Origin of the sequence: Ereboglobus sp. PH5-10 (assembly GCF_029504735.1) — a bacterium.
In the GTDB taxonomy this organism is placed as follows: domain Bacteria; phylum Verrucomicrobiota; class Verrucomicrobiia; order Opitutales; family Opitutaceae; genus Ereboglobus.
This window is the reverse complement of sequence record NZ_JAQFIP010000005.1, coordinates 65,395-82,740: the sequence shown is the minus strand read 5'-3', so window position 1 is coordinate 82,740 and position 17,346 is coordinate 65,395. Positions and strand designations below refer to the sequence as shown.

The 17,346-nt window shown below is 61.7% G+C and carries 15 protein-coding genes; 8 read left to right on the top strand and 7 right to left on the bottom strand.

Annotated elements, in window-relative coordinates; translation table 11 throughout:
* Nucleotides 1–65 precede the first annotated feature (65 nt).
* The 4 genes from M2447_RS05770 to M2447_RS05755 form a co-directional block, all read right to left on the bottom strand.
* Nucleotides 66–1,154 carry a glycosyltransferase family 9 protein gene (locus tag M2447_RS05770; protein ID WP_277557784.1) on the bottom strand — a complete coding sequence of 363 codons (1,089 nt, stop codon included), beginning with the start codon at nucleotides 1,152–1,154 and terminating at the stop codon, nucleotides 66–68.
* Nucleotides 1,151–2,212: a glycosyltransferase family 9 protein gene (locus M2447_RS05765; RefSeq protein ID WP_277557783.1), complete on the bottom strand. Its 1,062-nt coding sequence runs from the start codon at nucleotides 2,210–2,212 to the stop codon at nucleotides 1,151–1,153. The genes M2447_RS05770 and M2447_RS05765 overlap by 4 nt, the downstream gene beginning before the upstream one ends.
* 119 nt (nucleotides 2,213–2,331) lie before the next feature.
* Nucleotides 2,332–5,496 (bottom strand): efflux RND transporter permease subunit, encoded by a 3,165-nt coding sequence (locus M2447_RS05760; protein ID WP_277557782.1) that lies wholly within the window; start codon nucleotides 5,494–5,496, stop codon nucleotides 2,332–2,334.
* Complete coding sequence (locus tag M2447_RS05755; protein WP_277557781.1) at nucleotides 5,493–6,668, bottom strand: efflux RND transporter periplasmic adaptor subunit; 1,176 nt, start codon at nucleotides 6,666–6,668, stop codon at nucleotides 5,493–5,495. The genes M2447_RS05760 and M2447_RS05755 overlap by 4 nt, the downstream gene beginning before the upstream one ends.
* A 323-nt stretch (nucleotides 6,669–6,991) precedes the next feature.
* On the opposite strand from M2447_RS05755, the gene M2447_RS05750 reads away from it, so the two are divergent.
* From M2447_RS05750 to M2447_RS05740, 3 genes are all read left to right on the top strand, one after another.
* On the top strand, nucleotides 6,992–7,669 hold the full coding sequence (locus M2447_RS05750; protein WP_277508771.1) for an AzlC family ABC transporter permease: 678 nt from the start codon (nucleotides 6,992–6,994) through the stop codon (nucleotides 7,667–7,669).
* 2 nt (nucleotides 7,670–7,671) lie between these two features.
* Nucleotides 7,672–7,986, top strand: a complete 315-nt coding sequence (locus M2447_RS05745; RefSeq protein ID WP_277508769.1) for an AzlD domain-containing protein — start codon at nucleotides 7,672–7,674, stop codon at nucleotides 7,984–7,986.
* A 99-nt stretch (nucleotides 7,987–8,085) separates the two neighbouring features.
* A complete protein-coding gene (locus M2447_RS05740; protein ID WP_277557780.1) occupies nucleotides 8,086–8,631 on the top strand; it encodes a rhodanese-like domain-containing protein in 546 nt (181 codons plus the stop codon).
* Nucleotides 8,632–8,638: 7 nt separating this feature from the next.
* Here the strand turns inward: M2447_RS05740 and M2447_RS05735 are convergent, their stop codons facing one another.
* From M2447_RS05735 to M2447_RS05725, 3 genes are all read right to left on the bottom strand, one after another.
* Nucleotides 8,639–10,531: a SulP family inorganic anion transporter gene (locus tag M2447_RS05735; RefSeq protein WP_277557779.1), complete on the bottom strand. Its 1,893-nt coding sequence runs from the start codon at nucleotides 10,529–10,531 to the stop codon at nucleotides 8,639–8,641.
* Nucleotides 10,532–10,664: 133 nt separating this feature from the next.
* The gene (locus M2447_RS05730) at nucleotides 10,665–11,615 is read right to left on the bottom strand and encodes a ParB/RepB/Spo0J family partition protein (RefSeq protein ID WP_277508765.1); all 951 of its coding nucleotides are present in this window, start codon (nucleotides 11,613–11,615) and stop codon (nucleotides 10,665–10,667) included.
* Nucleotides 11,616–11,645: 30 nt separating this feature from the next.
* Nucleotides 11,646–12,296 carry a LysM peptidoglycan-binding domain-containing protein gene (locus tag M2447_RS05725; protein WP_277508763.1) on the bottom strand — a complete coding sequence of 217 codons (651 nt, stop codon included), beginning with the start codon at nucleotides 12,294–12,296 and terminating at the stop codon, nucleotides 11,646–11,648.
* A 129-nt stretch (nucleotides 12,297–12,425) separates the two neighbouring features.
* Here M2447_RS05725 and M2447_RS05720 point away from each other — a divergent pair, with 129 nt between their 5' ends.
* From M2447_RS05720 to kdsA, 5 genes are all read left to right on the top strand, one after another.
* A complete protein-coding gene (locus M2447_RS05720) occupies nucleotides 12,426–12,959 on the top strand; it encodes a dihydrofolate reductase family protein (protein ID WP_277508762.1) in 534 nt (177 codons plus the stop codon).
* A gap of 67 nt (nucleotides 12,960–13,026) precedes the next feature.
* The gene (locus M2447_RS05715) at nucleotides 13,027–13,809 is read left to right on the top strand and encodes an MBL fold metallo-hydrolase (protein ID WP_277557778.1); all 783 of its coding nucleotides are present in this window, start codon (nucleotides 13,027–13,029) and stop codon (nucleotides 13,807–13,809) included.
* Nucleotides 13,810–13,854: 45 nt separating this feature from the next.
* Nucleotides 13,855–15,354 carry a porin gene (locus M2447_RS05710; protein WP_277557777.1) on the top strand — a complete coding sequence of 500 codons (1,500 nt, stop codon included), beginning with the start codon at nucleotides 13,855–13,857 and terminating at the stop codon, nucleotides 15,352–15,354.
* A 35-nt stretch (nucleotides 15,355–15,389) separates the two neighbouring features.
* A complete protein-coding gene (cysK, locus tag M2447_RS05705; protein WP_277508759.1) occupies nucleotides 15,390–16,373 on the top strand; it encodes a cysteine synthase A in 984 nt (327 codons plus the stop codon).
* A gap of 134 nt (nucleotides 16,374–16,507) precedes the next feature.
* Nucleotides 16,508–17,323, top strand: a complete 816-nt coding sequence (gene kdsA / locus M2447_RS05700; RefSeq protein WP_277557776.1) for a 3-deoxy-8-phosphooctulonate synthase — start codon at nucleotides 16,508–16,510, stop codon at nucleotides 17,321–17,323.
* Nucleotides 17,324–17,346: the final 23 nt, after the last annotated feature.

The following is a 17,346-nucleotide window of genomic DNA, read 5'->3' as shown; positions in this document are numbered from 1 at the left end:
GAGTATTGGATGAGGATGCAGAGTTTATCATGTTTATTTTGGAAGCATGGAGCGCGGGCGCGAGTTCAAACCTGAGCCAGCGCGCGGTCAATTTGGCGCAGCACTTCCTGCGGGGTGATGAGCTTCATGGCGCGCGGGTCGTGCACGCGCGCGCTTCGCGACAGGGTTTCGGGATCGCGACCATGCACGAGGCGCGCGGCCTCGGCGAACTTGTCCACGCAAAACTCCGCGGCGCGATACGGACCCGTGCGGCTCGCGGGAGCCACCGCATACAGGCCGACAACAGGCCGGGCAAAGGCGCGCGCGATATGCACCGCGCCAGTGTCGGGGGCGAGCAGGGCCGCGCAACGGCTGAGCGCCGCGAGCATCTGCGGCACGGTTGTTTGCCCGGTCAGGTCGAGCACGCGTGTTTCGGGAGAGAGTTTTTCGCGGATGGCGTCCGCCATGACGCGTTCGCGCGCGGAGGGGCCGCCCAGCAAAACCGCGGGCAGGCCGTGCGCGCGCCATGTGGCGTTGACGACTTCCGCGTAGGATTCGGCGGGCCAGTCGCGCTCGGCCTTGCTGGAGCAGGGCGAAACGGCGAGCCAGCGTCCGGCGGGGAGCGCGGCTTGCGCCCATGCTACCGCGTCCGGCGGCGGCTCCAATCCCCACGGGCCTTCGGTGTCCGCATCGTTGCGCTTTCCGCCGAGCGCCTCGGCGAATTGCAAAAAGCGATCCGCGATATGCGAAGGCTCGGACGGCTCGGGCACGCTTTCGCGGACGAAGAGCGAGTGCATGTCCCTGGAGCCTTTGCCGTGGCCGATTTTGCGGCGCGCGCGAATGCACGGGTAAATGAAATTGGCGCGCCAGCTTGCTTGCAGGCAAAACAGCGCGTCGAAACAGCGTCCCTTCATTTGCCTGCGAAGTGCGAGGTAGTCGCCGATGCCGCGCGGTTTTTCGATGACAACAAACTCGACGCCCAATCGTTCCAACGTGGCCACGGCGGGGTGGGCGGCCTTGCCGATGATCCATGTGATTGTCGCCGCGGGCCATTCGCGACGGATCATTTTTATCAGCGGCGCGACCATTACGACATCACCCAGCGCCGAGAGCCGGACGATGCAGACCGAGCCGGGCGCGGCATCTGGCCGGGTGTTGGTTGCGGGGGAAGTCACTTGGTTTGCTCCGATTCAAGTTTTTCCATTTGTGCGAGAACGTCGGCCACGGAAATATCCGCCACCGTTGGCGCGGTGAGCATGCGCACCAAGGGATCGTGGTCGATCCGTTTGCGGGCGCCGAGCACGACAATTGCCGGACGCCCACAGGCGGCGGCCATGTTGACGGCGCCTGTGTCGTTGCCGATGCATGCGCGCGCCAAACTCAATGCCGCGGCGCTTTCCAAAATGGGCGCATGCGTGAGTTGCATGATGTTTCCGCGAAGCGTTTCCGGCACGGCTTCGATAATTGCGCGCGCAAAGGCATCCTCATTTGGTCCGCCGGAGAGCAGCACGCCCTGGCCGCGCCTGGCGATCTCAGTGGCGAGCGCGGCAAAGTTGACCAGCCCCCATTGTTTGTCGGGCTCCGATGTTCCGATTGAAAATGCGTAGAATGTCCGCGGCAGTCGCGCGACGACTTCGCGCGCATTTTTCACCAGTTCGTTGGGGATGGTCATGCGCGGCACGATCGGTCCGTCGCACACGCCATGCGCGACGGCAAATGCCGTGGCGTTTTTATACACTTCGAGCGACGGCCCCTTGTAGGGCTTGATGTATGGGCCTTCGTTGAGAAAGAGGCGCTGCAGCCAGCCGAAACCATAGGCAGTGCGTCGCGGGATGCGGGCGAGCCAGGCGATGATGGCTCGATTCGGCCTGTGCGTGAAAAGCATCGCGCGGTCGAAGCGCCGCTCGCGAAGTTCGCGCGCCATTTTCCACATGCCGGAGAGTCCGCCATGGTTGCGCTTGGTTGCGCGGTCGTTTTTACGGCGGCGGTGATCATAATAGATCACCTCGTCAAGCCACGGCTCGACGGACAGGATTTCATGCGCGAGCGAGGAAGGCTGGGAGATGACGGAGACCTTGCCGTCGCGGCTTTGCCGTGCGATTTCGCGAAAATAGGGAATGTGCCAGATCAGGTCGCCGATGCCCGCATATTGCTGCAGCACCACGGTTTTGGGCCGCGGATCGCCGGCCAGGCCGGTTGGTTTCGCATCGGTTGTGTCGCCAGAATCGGTCATTTGAAAACAGGCGTTCATTTCACAAGCGCCGCGTTTGTGCAAGGTCGCATCAATCGACAAGAAAGGGCGCGTGTTGCGCCCCCTTGTTCAAAAACGAAAACATGCTTTCGCTTTTGGGTTTACTGTTTGTCGGCGTGCTCGAATTCGTGGACGCCGGAGCCTATCGTCCGGGTTTCGCGGTCGATTTCCTCGGCGCGTTTGAGGCCGTAGGCGCTCGATTTGCCGGTGACTTTCACGCAGATGCGATCCAGCAAAATGTAGAGCACGGGAATCACAAAGAGCGTGATCACCGTCGAAAGCGTAAGCCCGCCCACGACCACAATGCCCATCGGGTTGCGCGTCTCCGCGCCCGCGCCGGTCGCAAACGCGATCGGCACCGCGCCGAGAATCGTCGCGATCGAGGTCATCAGAATCGGGCGAAAACGGATCGTGGCCGATTGGAACGCCGCCGTGAACGCGTCCTTGCCCTCGATTTGGAGCTGGTTGGCGAACTCGACGATGAGAATGCCGTTTTTCGCCACGAGGCCGATCAACATGATGAGGCCGAAGCGCGAGAAGAGGTTGTCCGTCATCGGGGTGGCGAACCAGAAGCGCGTTGACCAGAGCACCATCAGCCCGCCCGCGATGGCGAGCACGACACCGCTGAAGATTGTGATGGGGTGGATCCACGACTCGAATTGCGCGGCGAGAATCAGGAACGTGAACAGCAGCGCGAGGCCGAAGAGCATGTAGGTGTCGTTTCCGCTCTCAATGTATTCGCGCGTCTCGCCGTCCCACGCGATGGTGTAGCCGGGCGTGAGGAGATCGACGCCCCTTGCGTTGAGGTAATCAACCGCGTCGCCGATTGTGAAGCCCGGGGAGAGTTGCGAGGATATGACCACCGAGCGCATGCGGTCGAAGTGACGGTAGCTTTCCGCGACGGTGTCCTCGGTCCAGCTTACAAGGTTGCTCAACTGGACAAGGTTGCCCTCGGTCGAGCGCACATAGAGGCGCGCGAGGTCGGAGGGCGTGGCGCGCTTGGCGTCCTCGATTTGCACGACAACGTAATACTGCTGGTTGCCGCGCTGGAACTCGGTGACGCGGCGGCTGCCGAGGAGCGATTCGAGCGTCGTCGCGATGTCGCTCACTTTCACGCGCATGTCGGCCGCCTTGGCGCGGTCAATGCGCAACTGAAGCTGGGGTTTGGTCGGCGAGGGGTCCACGCGCGGCTGCACAAAATGCCCGCTTTCCAGCATGTCCTTCACGAACAGCGCGCCGAGGCGTTGCAGCTCGTTGAATTCGCTTCCGAGCAGAACCATGGTCACGCCCGCCGCGCCGCGTCCGCCGCCAAAGGAGCGCACGGCGCTGACGATTGCCTGGCCGCCGGTGACTTCGCGGGCGAACTGCCGGCGCAGGTCGGCGCTGACATCCTGCGTCTTGCGTTTGCGATCCTCCCAAGGCACGAGCGTGGTGTAGATCCACGCGCGTCCACCGTCGCCCGTGCGGTGATAGGTGCGGTCGATTTCGGGAACCTTGAGGACCATTTGCTCCATGTCGTAGGAGTAGAGGCGCAGGTATTCGGCGGTGGAGCCGACAGGGGAAATGAGCCGCGCGGTGAACACGCCGCGATCCTCGGCGGGCGTGAGTTCGCGCTGGAGTTTTGTGTAAAGCCAGAATCCCGCGCAGGAGAAGGCGAGCGCGGCGAGGAGCACGAGCGTCTTGTTGTTCGTGGCAACGCGCAGGAGCCGTTCGTAGCATTTGTTGAACCAGACGAAGAACGGCTCGGTTTTGTCGTAGAGCCAGCCGTGTTTCTTGACGCCGTTGACGACTTTCACGGGGTGCAGCACCCGCGAGCAAAGCATGGGCGTGAGCGTGAGCGCGACGAACGCCGACACGAGCACGGCGACGGCGAGCGTGATGCCGAACTCGTAAAACAAACGCCCCGTCTGGCCTGACTGGAACGCGACGGGCAGGAACACCGCGGCGAGCGTGAGCGTGGTGGCGATGACGGCGAACGCCACCTGGCGCGTGCCGAAAATCGCCGCGTGGATCGCGTTCTCCCCGTGCTCCATGCGCCGGTAAATATTTTCGAGCACCACGATGGCGTCGTCCACCACGAGGCCGACCGCCAGCACGAGCGCGAGCAGCGTGAGGATGTTGATCGAGAAGCCGAGGATGGACATCACGGTGAACGTGCCGATGATCGAGACGGGAATCGCGACGAGCGGCACGAGCGTGGCGCGCCAGTTTCGCAGGAAGAGGAAGATGATCAGGATGACGAGCGCGGAGGCCTCTAGGATCGTCTTGTAAACCTCCTTCACGGAGCGCTCGACGAAGGTGGAGTTGTCGAACGCCACCTGCACGTTCACGCCGGGCGGCAGGTCGGTGCGCACGGCGGGGATCACGGCCTTCACGCCGTTGACGACGTCGAGCAGATTGGCGTTGGGCTGGCGCACGACGGCGACGCTCACGGTCAGGTGCCCCTTGAAATAAGTCTCGGAGCGGTAGTCCTCGGGGCCGAGCTCGACGCGGCCGATGTCGGAAAACTTGACCTGGTAATCGCCGCGCGTGACGAGGACGAGGTTCTCAAAATCCACGACCTCCTGCATGCGCCCCTCCATGCGCAGGGGGAACTCGCGCGCGCTCGACTCGATGCGCCCGCTGGGCACCTCGACGTTTTGCGCGCGCAGCGCCGCCTCCACATCGGCGACGGTGAGCTCGTAGGCGGCGAGCCGGTCGGAATCAATCCACATGCGCATCGCGAAACGCGGGCCGCGCACGGTCACGGAGCCGACGCCGGGCACGGTCTGGATGCGCTGGATGGCGAGCTGCTCGACGAGCTCGACGAGCTCGAGGCGCGAATAGCGGTCGGAGTTGAAGGAGAGCGTGATGACGGGCGTGGCGTCGGGGTCGGCCTTGGTGATGACCGGCTCGTCGATGTCGTCGGGCAGGCGGCGGCGCGCGCGGCTCATGCGGTCGCGCACGTCGTTGGCGGCCTCGTCGATGTTGCGGTCCAGGTTGAACTCGATGGTGATTCGCGAGCTTTCCTCCTGCGAGGTGGACTGGATGTTTCGGATGCCGTCGATGCTCGCCAGCTCCTTTTCGATGGGCTCGGTGATCTTGGTCTCGACGACCTCGGCGGACGCGCCGCGGTAGCTTGTGCGCACCGAGATGACGGCGGTGTCGGTCATCGGGTATTCGCGCACGGGCAGGCTCACGAAGCTGAGCACGCCGAGCAGCACGACAAAAATTGAGGCGACCAGGCTGACGACCGGGCGCTTGATGGATGTGTCGGAAATGATCACAGTTCGTCCCCTCCGAGCGTGAATTCCTTGCGCAGCGGACGGGGATCGAGCCTGCCGTCCTGATAAAGAATCAACGCGCCCACGCCCGAGGCGACGACGCGGGAGCTCTCATCGACGGGCGCCTTGTTGTTGCCCTCCTTGATTATGTTGATCTCAACGAGGCCGCGGGTGCGCAGGCCGATCTCGACGGGCACGAAGTCGGCGAAGTATTCCCCGCCGCGCTCGCGCACGACGACGATTTGCGGGCCTGTGGAGGCGGTGACGAGGATGGCGCCCTCGGGCACGACGAGCACGTTTTTGTGCGTGGAAAGCTCGAGCTCGATGTTGACGAACATGCCCGGGCGGAGCCCCTCGATTATCTGGTCGAGGTAGCCCTTGACCTGCGTGGAGCGCGTGGTGCGGTCGATGATGGCCGATGCGAAATACACCTCGCCATCCGCCTGCGCCTCGCCCTCGGTCGTGCGGGCGCGCACGCGGAATTTAGTGCCGGGTTTTACGCGCAAGCTGTAGCGCTCGGGCACTTGAAACTCGATTTTCAGACGGCTCAAGTCGTCGATTGTGGTGATTGCCGTGGCGGTGACCGACGCGGTCACGTAATCGCCCGGTGAAACGGTGCGCGCGCCGGCGATGCCGTCGAAGGGCGCCTTGATTTCCATTTTGCTGACGCGCACGCGCAGGTATTCGGCCTCGGCGGTTGCGGCGTCAAAGTCGGAGCGGGCCTGGTCGGCGTCGGCCTCGGAGATGAGTTGCTGGGCGACGAGGCTCTGGATGCGCTTGAGGTTTTGCGAGGCGAGGGCGCGCTTGGCCTCGGACTGGGCGAGCTGGGCGCGCAGTTCGGCGTCGTCCACCCTCACGAGCAACTGTCCCTGTTTCACAAACTGGCCCTCGTCGAAAAGCACCTCGCGGATCTGGCCGGCGATCTCGGCGCGGATTTGCGCGGTTTCATTGGCCGCGAGCGAGCCGACGAGATTGAGCGTTTCGACAAGATCGCGCCGTTGGATTTTTGCGACCTCGACGGGTTGCACCCGGGTTTGGCCGCCTCCCTTGGCTCCCGATTTTGTCGCCCCCTCCTGTTTGGTTTTCCCGCCGCACCCGGCGAGGGTAAACATCACGGCGACCGCGACGCTAAATATAACTGCTTTGTAACGAGTGAGATAACGATTAAGGGACATTGGAATAAATTACGCAAAATGAGATCGCATATTCATGCGTGTGAAAAATGCGAATAGCGGCAAGACGGGAAGCGGCATGAAAAGTTGCTTTTTTGTTTGAAGAAAACAAGCGGAGTTTTCAGCCCGTCGGCAAACTGCATTCGCGGATGTCACGAACCGAAAAAATGTGTAAATTTTCACGCGCATCACGGCGAACGCGACGTGCAATATTTGAAGAATCGAAAATCGCGGCATGCGGGCTTCGCGGTTCCGAGTTTTGATGCGGAATAATTTTGATGTTTGAATTTTCGCCGCGATTTGGAGGACATGGATGTTTTCACTCAATGTCCGAAAAATCCTTTGCCGCAAAAACCACCATTCCGATCCTGCTCGGCTATTCCACGATTGGCTGCGCGTTCGGGTTGATTGTGCACAATTGCGGGTATCCGTGGTATGTCGTGCTGCTCACAAGCGTGTTGATCTACGCGGGCGCGGCGCAATACGCCATCGCCGGCATGTTCGCCGCCGGCGCCGGCTATCTCGATATCGCCATCGCCATGTTTCTCATCAATTCGCGCCACATGGTTTACGGGTTTTCGCTGCTTGAAAAATTCAAGGGCGCCAAACCCTACACGCCCTACTTGATTTTCGGGCTCACGGACGAAACTTTCGGATTGCTCAGCACCGTCAACGTGCCCGCGTCGCTCGACCGGCCAAAGACGTATTTCTACATCACGCTCCTCGACCAGCTCTATTGGATTCTCGGCGGGCTGGCGGGCTACTTCATCGGCGCGGCGATTCCGTTTGATTTTGAGGGCGTCGATTTTGCGCTCACCTCGTTGTTCACGGTGTTGCTCGTCGAGCAATGGAAACATTGCGCCAACAAACTGCCGTTTCTAATCGCCGCCGTGTGCGCGGTTGCCGCGATCCTCATCGCCGGGCCGCGGCACATGCTTATCCTCGCGTTCGTGCTGGCGGTTGCGGGCATCATGATTTTCAGAAAGCGGGTTGAGCCATGCTGAACATGACCCAAGTCATTATTGCGACCTTTGTGGCCGCCGGGGTGACGCTCTTCACGCGGCTCGTGCCGTTTCTATTTTTCCGAAACCGGCCGCCCTCTCCCGGAATCGCGTATTTGCAACGCTACATTCCGCCGATGACAATGGTGATTCTCGTCGCGTATTGCCTGAAGGATGTCGAATGGCATGACATCGCGCGCGCGATCCCAGTGGTCGTGGGTGTGGTCGTGACCGCCGCGCTGCATTTCTGGAAACGCAATCCGCTCATCAGCATATTCACCGGCACCGCGTTGTATATGATTTTGATACGGGTGATGTGATTTCGAAACATCGTCATTTGGTGGGCGCTTTGAGTTTTTTATAATTTGTTTGCATCGGTTTGGTTGAACACTTCGCAACTAAATTTCACCCTGCCGCCCATGAAAGCTTTCTTCGCCAATTCGGCGTCAAGCACATCCGGCACGCGGGCCGTCGCGCCGAATGACGTCCAACTGACAACATCGCTTCTTCTCGATGTGCGCACGCCAGCTGAATTTGATGAGGCGCATATCGAGGGCTCAATCCTGAGTCCGCTCTCCTCGCTGGATGCCGAAATCATCGCGAGACTTGCCGAGGGCAAGGATACGTGCGTGTTGATTTGCCGCTCGGGGGGACGGGCGCGGAAGGCGGCTGAAAAACTGGCGGCGAACGGATTCGAGGCGACCTGCGTCCTCGACGGAGGCGTGGCGGCTTGGGAGTCGGCCGGATTGCCGCTCGTTTGCGGGCGCAGGGCGATTTCGCTGGAGCGGCAGGCGCGGATTGTCGCGGGCGCGATGGTGTTCATCGGCGCGGTGCTAGGGTATTTTGTCAATCCGGCATGGTTTGCGCTGCCGGTGTTTGTTGGCGCGGGGTTGATTTTTGCGGGAGTCACCGACGTGTGCGGGATGGGCATTCTGCTCGCGCGGATGCCGTGGAACAACCGCTGAGGCGATTTTAAATCGAATAATCGCTTGTCGGCGAAGAGCCGTTTGCGGGGGCGTTGGGCGTGCCGGCGGCCTTGAGTTGCTCGCGGCGCTTGTCGTAGAAGAGACGCAGGTCGGGGGAGGTGGTTTGCAGGAGGTGCGAGGCGCGCAGAAGCGCCTTCTTGGTGCTGGCGGTGAGGTTGGCCTCGGCGGGAAAGACGTTTTCACGGCCGATTTCCTTGATTGCGCCGCTCGAAACCAGGACGTCCTCCACGTCGGGGTTGATGCCGCTGACGATGAGGTGGCGGTGCGTTTTTTGCAGATACTCGTGGAGCTGGAGGAGCGACATGACCGAGGTGGCGTCGAGGTGGCGCGCGTTTTTCATGCGCAGGATGACGACGCGGATGTTGCTGTCGGCGGACATGAGGCGCACTTGCTCCTGAAAGAGGTCGGCGGCGCCGAAGAAGAGCTCGCCCTCGACGTGCACGATGGAGATGGCGTCGTTGCGCCGTTTTTCGCCCTCCTCGAGCTGGGTGAGCGCGCCCTCCTCGGTGAAGGTGTATTCGACGAGCGAGGGGGCGCTGGCCTTGCGAAGGAAGAGCGCGAGCGAAACGCCGATGCCGATGTAGATTGCCGTGTCGAGTTGGAGGAAGAGGCAGGAAAGGAGCGTGAGCGCGAACACGATCGCGTCGGCGCGGGTGGAGCGAAACGCAATGCGGATTTGCGAGGGATTGATCATTTTGAGGCCGACGCGAATGAGGTGCGCGGCAAGCGCGGCGACGGGGATGTATCCGAACGCGGGCGTGATGAAGAGCACGATGACGATCACAATGACGCTGCTGAACATGGAGGCCAGCTGCGTGGCCGCGCCGCTCTGGTAGTTGGTTGCGGATCGGGCGAACGACGACGAGCCCGGCACCCCGCTGAAGAGCGCGCAGGCGATGTTGGCCGCGCCCATGCCGGCGAGTTCCTGTCGCGGCTCGACGGACTGGCCGCTTTTGGCCGCGAGGTTCTTGGTGATCGACGTGGCCTCGAGCATGCCGAGGATCGCGATGGCGACGCAGGTGCCGAAGAGCGATGGCATGACGGAAACCTCCGCCGCGGAAATATGCAGCCCGGCAAAGGCGGGGAGTTGCGCGGCGAGCGCGCCCTCGCCGCTGATGAGGGCGAAGGGCACGATGCTCATGGCGCGCGAGAATATCCAGCCGGCGAAGCCCATTATCACGAGGCCAAACAGCGCCTCGGGCCATTTGGGTTTCAATCGGCTCAGGATTTCAAAGACGAGCCATGTGGCGAGTCCCACGGCGAGCGGAATCCAAGACGCATGCCCTTGGGCGATGCCCTTGGCCACGCCCCAAATGTTGGCGCCGAAGGTGCCGCCCCGCGCCGAGGGAAGTCCGAAGAGATGATGCAGCTGGCTCGACATGAGGAGCAGGCCGATGCCGGTGCCATAGGCGACGACGACGGCGAGCGAAATGAATCGAGTGACCTCGCCAAACTGGAACAGCCCCGCAAGAAACTGAATCACACCGATCATGAACGCCATCAGCACGGCGAGCTGGATGGCGGAAAGTTCCAGCCCCGGATTCGCGGCGATGACGGTCGTGATGGTCGCGGCGGTGATAAGGCTGATCGAACTCGTGGGGCCGAAAACGTGGTAGCGTGACGTGAAAAAAAGCGAGCCGACGAAACCGCCGATGACAACGGAGGTGATGACGGGGCCGGGCGGCAGTCCGAGTATGAGCGCGAAACCGATTGCCTGCGGGATTGAAACAAGCGTGAGCGTGGCGCCCGCGATCAGGTCGCGCTTGAACTTGGCGAGCGAATACTTGCGCAGTTCGCCGACAAAGGGCAGGCGCAGTTTGAACACCTTGGCGCCGTATGCCTGCGTGGCTTCGAGAAGTGTGTCGGGCGCGTCAGGCATGGAATAAAATTAAAAATTAAGAGTTAGGAATTAAGAAGTGAGATCAGGGTGCGTCATTGCGCGCCGCAGCTGTGGAGCGTGTCGGAATGCGTGGGTTTGAATTTCTTAATTCACAAATCTTAATTCTTAATTTTCAGGCTTCCACGCCGAGTTTTTCGAGGATGCGCTGGAGGTCGCTGTTGCCGGCGTATTCGATCACGATTTTTCCTTTTTTGGCTGTGTGGTGGACGGCGACGCGCGAGCCGAAATGCGAGGTGAGCTTGCGCTCGATGGTGGCGACGGTGGCGGCGTCGGCGGGCGCGGTTTTGTTTTTGGCGGCGGCCGAGCCCTTGCCGGTCGCGGCGGCGGCGTGCTTGTGTTTTTGGACGAGCAGCTCGGTGTCGCGGACGTTGAGCGCCTCCGCGATGACGCGGCGGGCGAGCAGGGAGCGTTGCGCGGCGTCGTCAACGCCGAGCAGCACCTTGGCGTGTCCGACGCTGAGGCGGTTGGTGGCGACATAGCCCTGCAGCTCGGCGTCGAGTTGGAGGAGCCGGAGCGCGTTTGCGATTGTGGGGCGTTTTTTGCCGACGCGGTCGGCCACGATTTCCGCGGTGAGTTTGAAGTCGCGAATGAGGCTGGCGTAACCTTGCGCCTCGTCGATCGGGTTGAGGCCCTCGCGCTGGAGGTTTTCGATGAGGCCGAGGACGGCGGCGGAGGTGTCGCTCGCGGTGGTGAGTCGCGCGGGAATGGTTTTGAGCTTGAGAACCTGGAACGCGCGCCAGCGGCGCTCGCCGGCGATGAGCTGGTATTTGTCGCCTTGCTTGCGCACGACGATTGGCTGGAGGAGCCCCTCGGCGCGGATGCTGTCGGCGAGTTCCTGCAATTCGTTTGGCGTGATGTCCTGGCGGGCTTGCGTGGGGCTGGGGACGACGCTGCTGACGGCGATTTCGATGAAGCCGGGAATGCCTTGGTGTTGCGCGGCGGGCGCGGCGGTTGCCGGCGCGGAGGTTTTTGCGGCCGCGGTTGTGGCGGGCGGATTTTTCGGGGCGGCCTTGGCAATGAGTCCGCCGAGTCCGCGGCCTAAACGTGATTTTGATGCTGCCATGTTAAAGTGAGTTGGGTTGCGAAATGTGTTTTAGTTGGCCGCGGGGGCGACGGGGGAGGGCGGGGCGGGTTCCTTGGCGCCGGGAATGAAAAGCTTCTGGCCGGGCATGAGTTTGGTGGGGTCGGCGATGCGGTTTGCGTTGATGATGTCGCCGGTCTTGGCGCCGGTTTTTCTTGCGATGACGCTCAGGTTGTCGCCGGGCTGGACGGTGTAGCTGATGCCGTCCTTGGGATAGTTGTCGGAGAAGGTGGGCACGGTGGCGGATGCGGTGTTGCCGCCGCGCCGCCCGCTGTTGATGTTTTTGGCCATGGTGTTGAGCGCGTCGTTGGTTTGCTTAACGAGCTTGTCCATTTGCGAGCTGACGGTGCGGAGTGTGTCGGCCTTGGTCGCGACGCCGGAGTCCTTGATAAGGCGGTTGATCTCGGCGATGGCGTCGTGGAGCTGGTTGACGGTGGCGTAGCTTTGTTTGCCGGCGGCGGCCGAGGCGCGCGTTTCGCTGACTTCGCGCCGGAGCGACTCGACTTCGAGCTGGAGTTCGCCGACCTGCTCGCGGAGGCGGATGAGTTCCTGGCGCATGTTGGCGACTTCGACGTTGAGGCTTTGCGCGGGCGCGAAATTGATCGCAAAAATGGCGGCCGCGAGCAGGAGTCCGGCGCGGATGAGTTTGGTCGGTTGAAACATGATTGCGCACATGTTGGGAAAAAACGCGGTGGAAAACAAGAGGGGAGGTAAAAGTGTTTTTGGCGGCGAAAAGCGGGCTCCGAAAACGCGCGCTTGTGCAAAAGCGCGCGAGGCGGCAGCGTTGCGGGCATGTCTTTGAGGGTCATTTTAATCGCGGCGCAGTCGCTGGACGGGCGCATCACTTTTCATGATGTGAAAGGGGCGACGTTTGCCTCGTCGGCGGATCGGCGGTATTTTCGCGAGGTGTTGCGCGGGTTTGATTGCAGCGTGATGGGCGGGGAGACCTTTCGTGTGTCCGAAAAGGCAATACGCGGGCGCAAGGACGACGGCCGCCTGCAAATAATCATGACCCGGCGGTCGGGCGCGACAGACCCGCGGGAGAGCGTTTCAGGCGTGCTGGAGTTTTCCCGCGAGTCGCCGGAAAAAATCATCGCGGGGCTGAAAGCGCGGGGAAAGACGCGATGCGCGCTGCTCGGAGGCGGACAAATCTACGGCGCGTTTTTGGCCGCGGGCGTGGTCGACGAAGTTTGGCTGACCGTGGAGCCGCGAATTTTTGGCGCGGGCGTGCCTCTGACAACGCAGGCGGTGGATGTGAAGCTGGCCTTGCTGGATTGCGAGCGGCTTTCGTCCGACACGCTGTTGCTGAAATATAAAGTGACGTGATTCTTTTTGGGGCAGGGCGCCGCGCGGAGGCTTGACTGTTTTCGGGTTGGCGAACTGCGTTGAGCGAATGGAAGTCATTTTTCTAGGCACAGGCACCTCGCAGGGGGTTCCGATGATCGCGTGCGATTGCAAGGTTTGCGCGTCGGACGATCCGCGAGACCGGCGCGCGCGCTCAAGCATTCATGTGGTCATGGACGGGCTGCATGTGCAGGTGGACGCGTCGCCGGAATTTCGCGTGCAGTGCCTGAGGGAAAATATCAACCGGATGGATTTTTTCATCCTTACGCACGGCCACGCCGACCACATCGCCGGCATGGATGATTTGCGGAGGTTTTGTGATTTGCGCGGCGGCACGGCGCTGCCGGTTTACACGACGCGCGAGGACGGGATGGCGCGGATACGCAGCATTTTCCCCTATGCGATCGGCGACCGTCCCGCCGCCGTTGGTTATGCCGCCTTCGATTTAAGGGAAATGCCCGCGAGGATGGAATTGCCTCAAGGAGTGATCGAAAGCGTGCCGCTGCCCCATGGCGCGCTGAACACGCTCGGCCTGGTTTTTACGGAGCGCAGCAGCGGACGGAAGTTTGTTTATTACACGGATTGCAAGGAGGTGCCGGCGGCGGCGATTGAACTGGCGCGCGGCGCCGGCGTGGTGGTGCTGGACGGGTTGCGTCCGTGTCCGCATCCCTCGCACATGACGACCGCCGAGGCCGTCGCCGTGGCGCGGCAAATCGGCGCGCCGCAAACCTACCTGACGCATCTTACGCATCTGGTCGGTCACGAGGAGCTGATATCGCAGTTGCCGAAAAACGTCGCCCCCGCGCACGATGGCTTGCGGGTGGTGTTGTGACATCGTTACCATTCCCCATCAAACTAAGTTCGTTTTATCACGAAAATGATTACCTCCCTCAGAAAACAATCGGTTTTTGGCATGCCGTGCGCGTTGGCGCTCGCATTTTTTGCAGTTGCCGTTTTTGGGCCTTCGCAAGCGTTCGCGGATTCGCGCGACGAGGAAATCAAGCAACTGCGGGCGATGATCAACGCGCTCGACCAAAAGTTGCAGGTGCTAGAGCGCGAGCAGGCATTGCGCAAGGGGGAGGCTGCGGCACCGCAACAAGTCGCCGCGCAACCGGCCGCGGCTTCGCAAGCAGCTCCCGCACAACCCGCCGCCGAGTCCGCGGCAAAGGCGAAGGTCATTGTGGACGACAAGGGGTTCACGCTGGCGTCGGCGGACGATTCCAATCGCCTGCGTTTGCGCGGGCTCATGCAGGCCGATTCGCGCTGGTATGGCGACGGCGGCGCGAAGGGGCGCGACAGTTTTGTGCTGCGGCGCGCGCGTGTCATGCTCGAGGGGCAGTTTTCCAATATTTTCCGGTTCCAGTTCGTCCCGGAATACGGCGGCAGCACTTTCACTTTGATGGATGCGAACGTGAGTGTGGATTTCGCCCGCGCCGCGCAATTGAAGATCGGTAAATTCAAGGCGCCTTTCGGCCTCGCACGGTTGCAGTCCGACTCGTGGGCTGCGCTCACCGAGCCGTCGTTTATCGCGCAGATCGCGCCGAGCCGCGACATCGGCGTGCAGCTCGGCGGCAGTTTTTTTGGCGGCGCGCTTGATTATCAAGTGGGCGTATTTAATGGAGTTGGCGACGGGCGCAGCAATCAGGACAACACGGATTCCGATGACGACAAGGATGTCTACGCGCGGATTTTTGCGCATCCGTTTAAATCGTTAAAAGACTCGCCGCTTGCGGGGCTCGGCATTGGCATCGCGGGCAGCCACGGGCGGCAGAATACCAGGCAGGGCCTCACCGCCGGATACCGCACCAGCGGGCTGCAGACGCTTTTCATGTATGCGTCGGACAACGGGGCGGGCAATTACGACACGTCGCTTCCAACGCACACCGGCGAAATTTGGCGCGTTTCGCCGCAGGCGTATTATTATTACGGCCCGTTCGGGCTTCTCGCTGAGTATGTGACATCCACGACGCACATCCGTCCCGGCGCCGGGCAGGACGCCATGCGAATCACAAACAAGGCCTGGCAGGTCACGTCGGGCTGGGTGCTCACGGGGGAAAATGCCGGCTACGACGGCGTCACTCCCGCGCGTCCGTTCAGCGTGGATCGCGGCACATGGGGCGCGTTCGAGCTGGTTGCGCGCTATGATCACATCGACGTCGACAACGATGTTTTTCCGATTCTCGCCAACCCCGCGGAAAGCGCCACGGAGGCGTCGTCGTGGGGCGTGGGGCTTAATTGGTATATGACAAGGACCGTGCGCTTTTCGGTCGATTACAACCAGACCGATCCCAAGGGCAGCGGCCTCGCCGCGCCCACCGGCACCGTTCTTAAAAAAGGGGAAAAAGTGATCCTGACGCGCGCGCAAATCACGTTTTGAGTGTAGGCTGATCGGCTGTTCTGGAAAACATACTCATGGCAAAAAAAATACACAACGATATCACCGAGACCATTGGAAACACTCCGCTCGTCCGCCTCAACCGGACGGCGGCGGCGCATGGCGCGCTTGCGGACATCGTGCTCAAGCTCGAATTTTTTAATCCGCTTGCCAGCGTCAAGGATCGCATCGGGTTTGCGATGATCGACGACGCGCTCAAGAGCGGACGCATCAACAAGGACAGCGTGCTCATCGAGCCGACCTCGGGCAACACCGGCATCGCGCTCGCGTTTGTCGCCGCCGCCAAGGGCCTGAAGCTCATTCTCACGATGCCCGAGACAATGTCGCTCGAACGCCGCAAGCTGTTGAAAGTGCTTGGCGCGCGCGTGGTGCTCACCGAGGGGCCGAAGGGAATGAAGGGCGCGATTGCAAAGGCAGAGGAGCTCGCGTCGAAGATTCCAAACAGCGTGATTCTCCAGCAATTTTCCAATCCATCGAATCCGGAAATTCATCGCAAAACGACCGCGGCGGAAATCTGGCGCGACACGGATGGCGCGGTCGATATTGTCGTGGCGGGCATCGGCACCGGCGGCACGATCACCGGCATCGGCGAGACGCTCAAGTCGCGCAAACCCGGCGTGAAGATAATCGCGGTCGAGCCGGATGCGTCGCCTGTTTTGTCCGGCGGCCAGCCCGGCCCGCACAAGCTGCAAGGTTTGGGCGCGGGGTTTGTGCCTTCGGTGCTCAACACAAAAGTCTACGACGAAATCATTCGCGTGAAGGACACCGATTCCGCGCCCATCTCGAAGGAGGTGAACACCACCGATGGCATCCCCGTGGGCATTTCATCGGGAGCGGCGATTTGGGCGGCGCTGGAAGTCGCGAAACGCCCTGAAAATAAAGGCAAACTGATCGTCGTGATCGTGCCCTCGTGCAGCGAGCGTTACCTTTCGACATGGTTGTTCACGGACATCACCGCCGAGTCGGACAACATTGACGACTTGCTGCGCGCCGGCTGGTAGCGCGCTTTTCCGCGAAGTGGTGCGAAGGGCGGGGTGGTTGGCGGATTGTCGCCAACGCTCGAAACGGCGCATCCGCGCGACCGCCGCGGCTCGGCTCTTGCGTTTTTTCCCAAGTTGCTCCGAGGTTTGTGGTCATGATTTTTGATCCTGAAAAACTATTGCTCATTGCCGGACCGTGCTCGCTTGAGAGCGAGGGCGTTTGCCGCGCGGTCGCGGAGGAGTTGGCCCGCATGCAAAAGACGCGGCCCGATTTGCGGATCGTGTTCAAGGGGTCGTTCGACAAGGCCAACCGCACGTCGATTTCCGGTCCGCGAGGCACCGGCATGGACGAGGGGTTGCGTTTGCTCGCGCTCATCAAACGCGAATACGGTTTTCCCGTGCTCACCGACATCCACGAGCGCGAACAGGCGCGGCCCGTGGCGGAGGTGTGCGACGTGTTGCAGATACCGGCGTTTCTCTGCCGCCAGACCGACTTGCTCGCAGCCGCCGCCGAAACGGGACGCGTGGTGAATGTGAAGAAGGGTCAGTTTCTTTCGCCGCAGGAAATGGCTCATGTGGTTGCAAAGCTGCGCGGCGAAAAAAGCGCGCAACATCCCGGGCGCGAAATCTGGCAGACGGAGCGCGGCACGACATTCGGTTATCAAAACCTCGTCGTGGACATGCGCTCGTTTGCGATCATGAAGGCCAACGGGCTGCCCGCGATTTTTGACGCCACGCACAGCGTGCAGCTGCCCGGCGCCGGCGGGGGCAAAAGCGGGGGGCAGCGCGAGTTTGTGCGGCCGCTTGCGCTCTCGGCGCTCGCCGCCGGCGCGGACGGACTGTTCCTCGAAACGCATCCGAATCCCGACGAGGCGATCAGCGACGGTCCCAACATGGTGCCATTGGGCGAACTGGCGGCCTTGCTCGACCGCTGCCTTGCAATCTGGCGTGTCGCGCGCGGCAACGCGTGAAAACACACCTCGCACAACAGGCG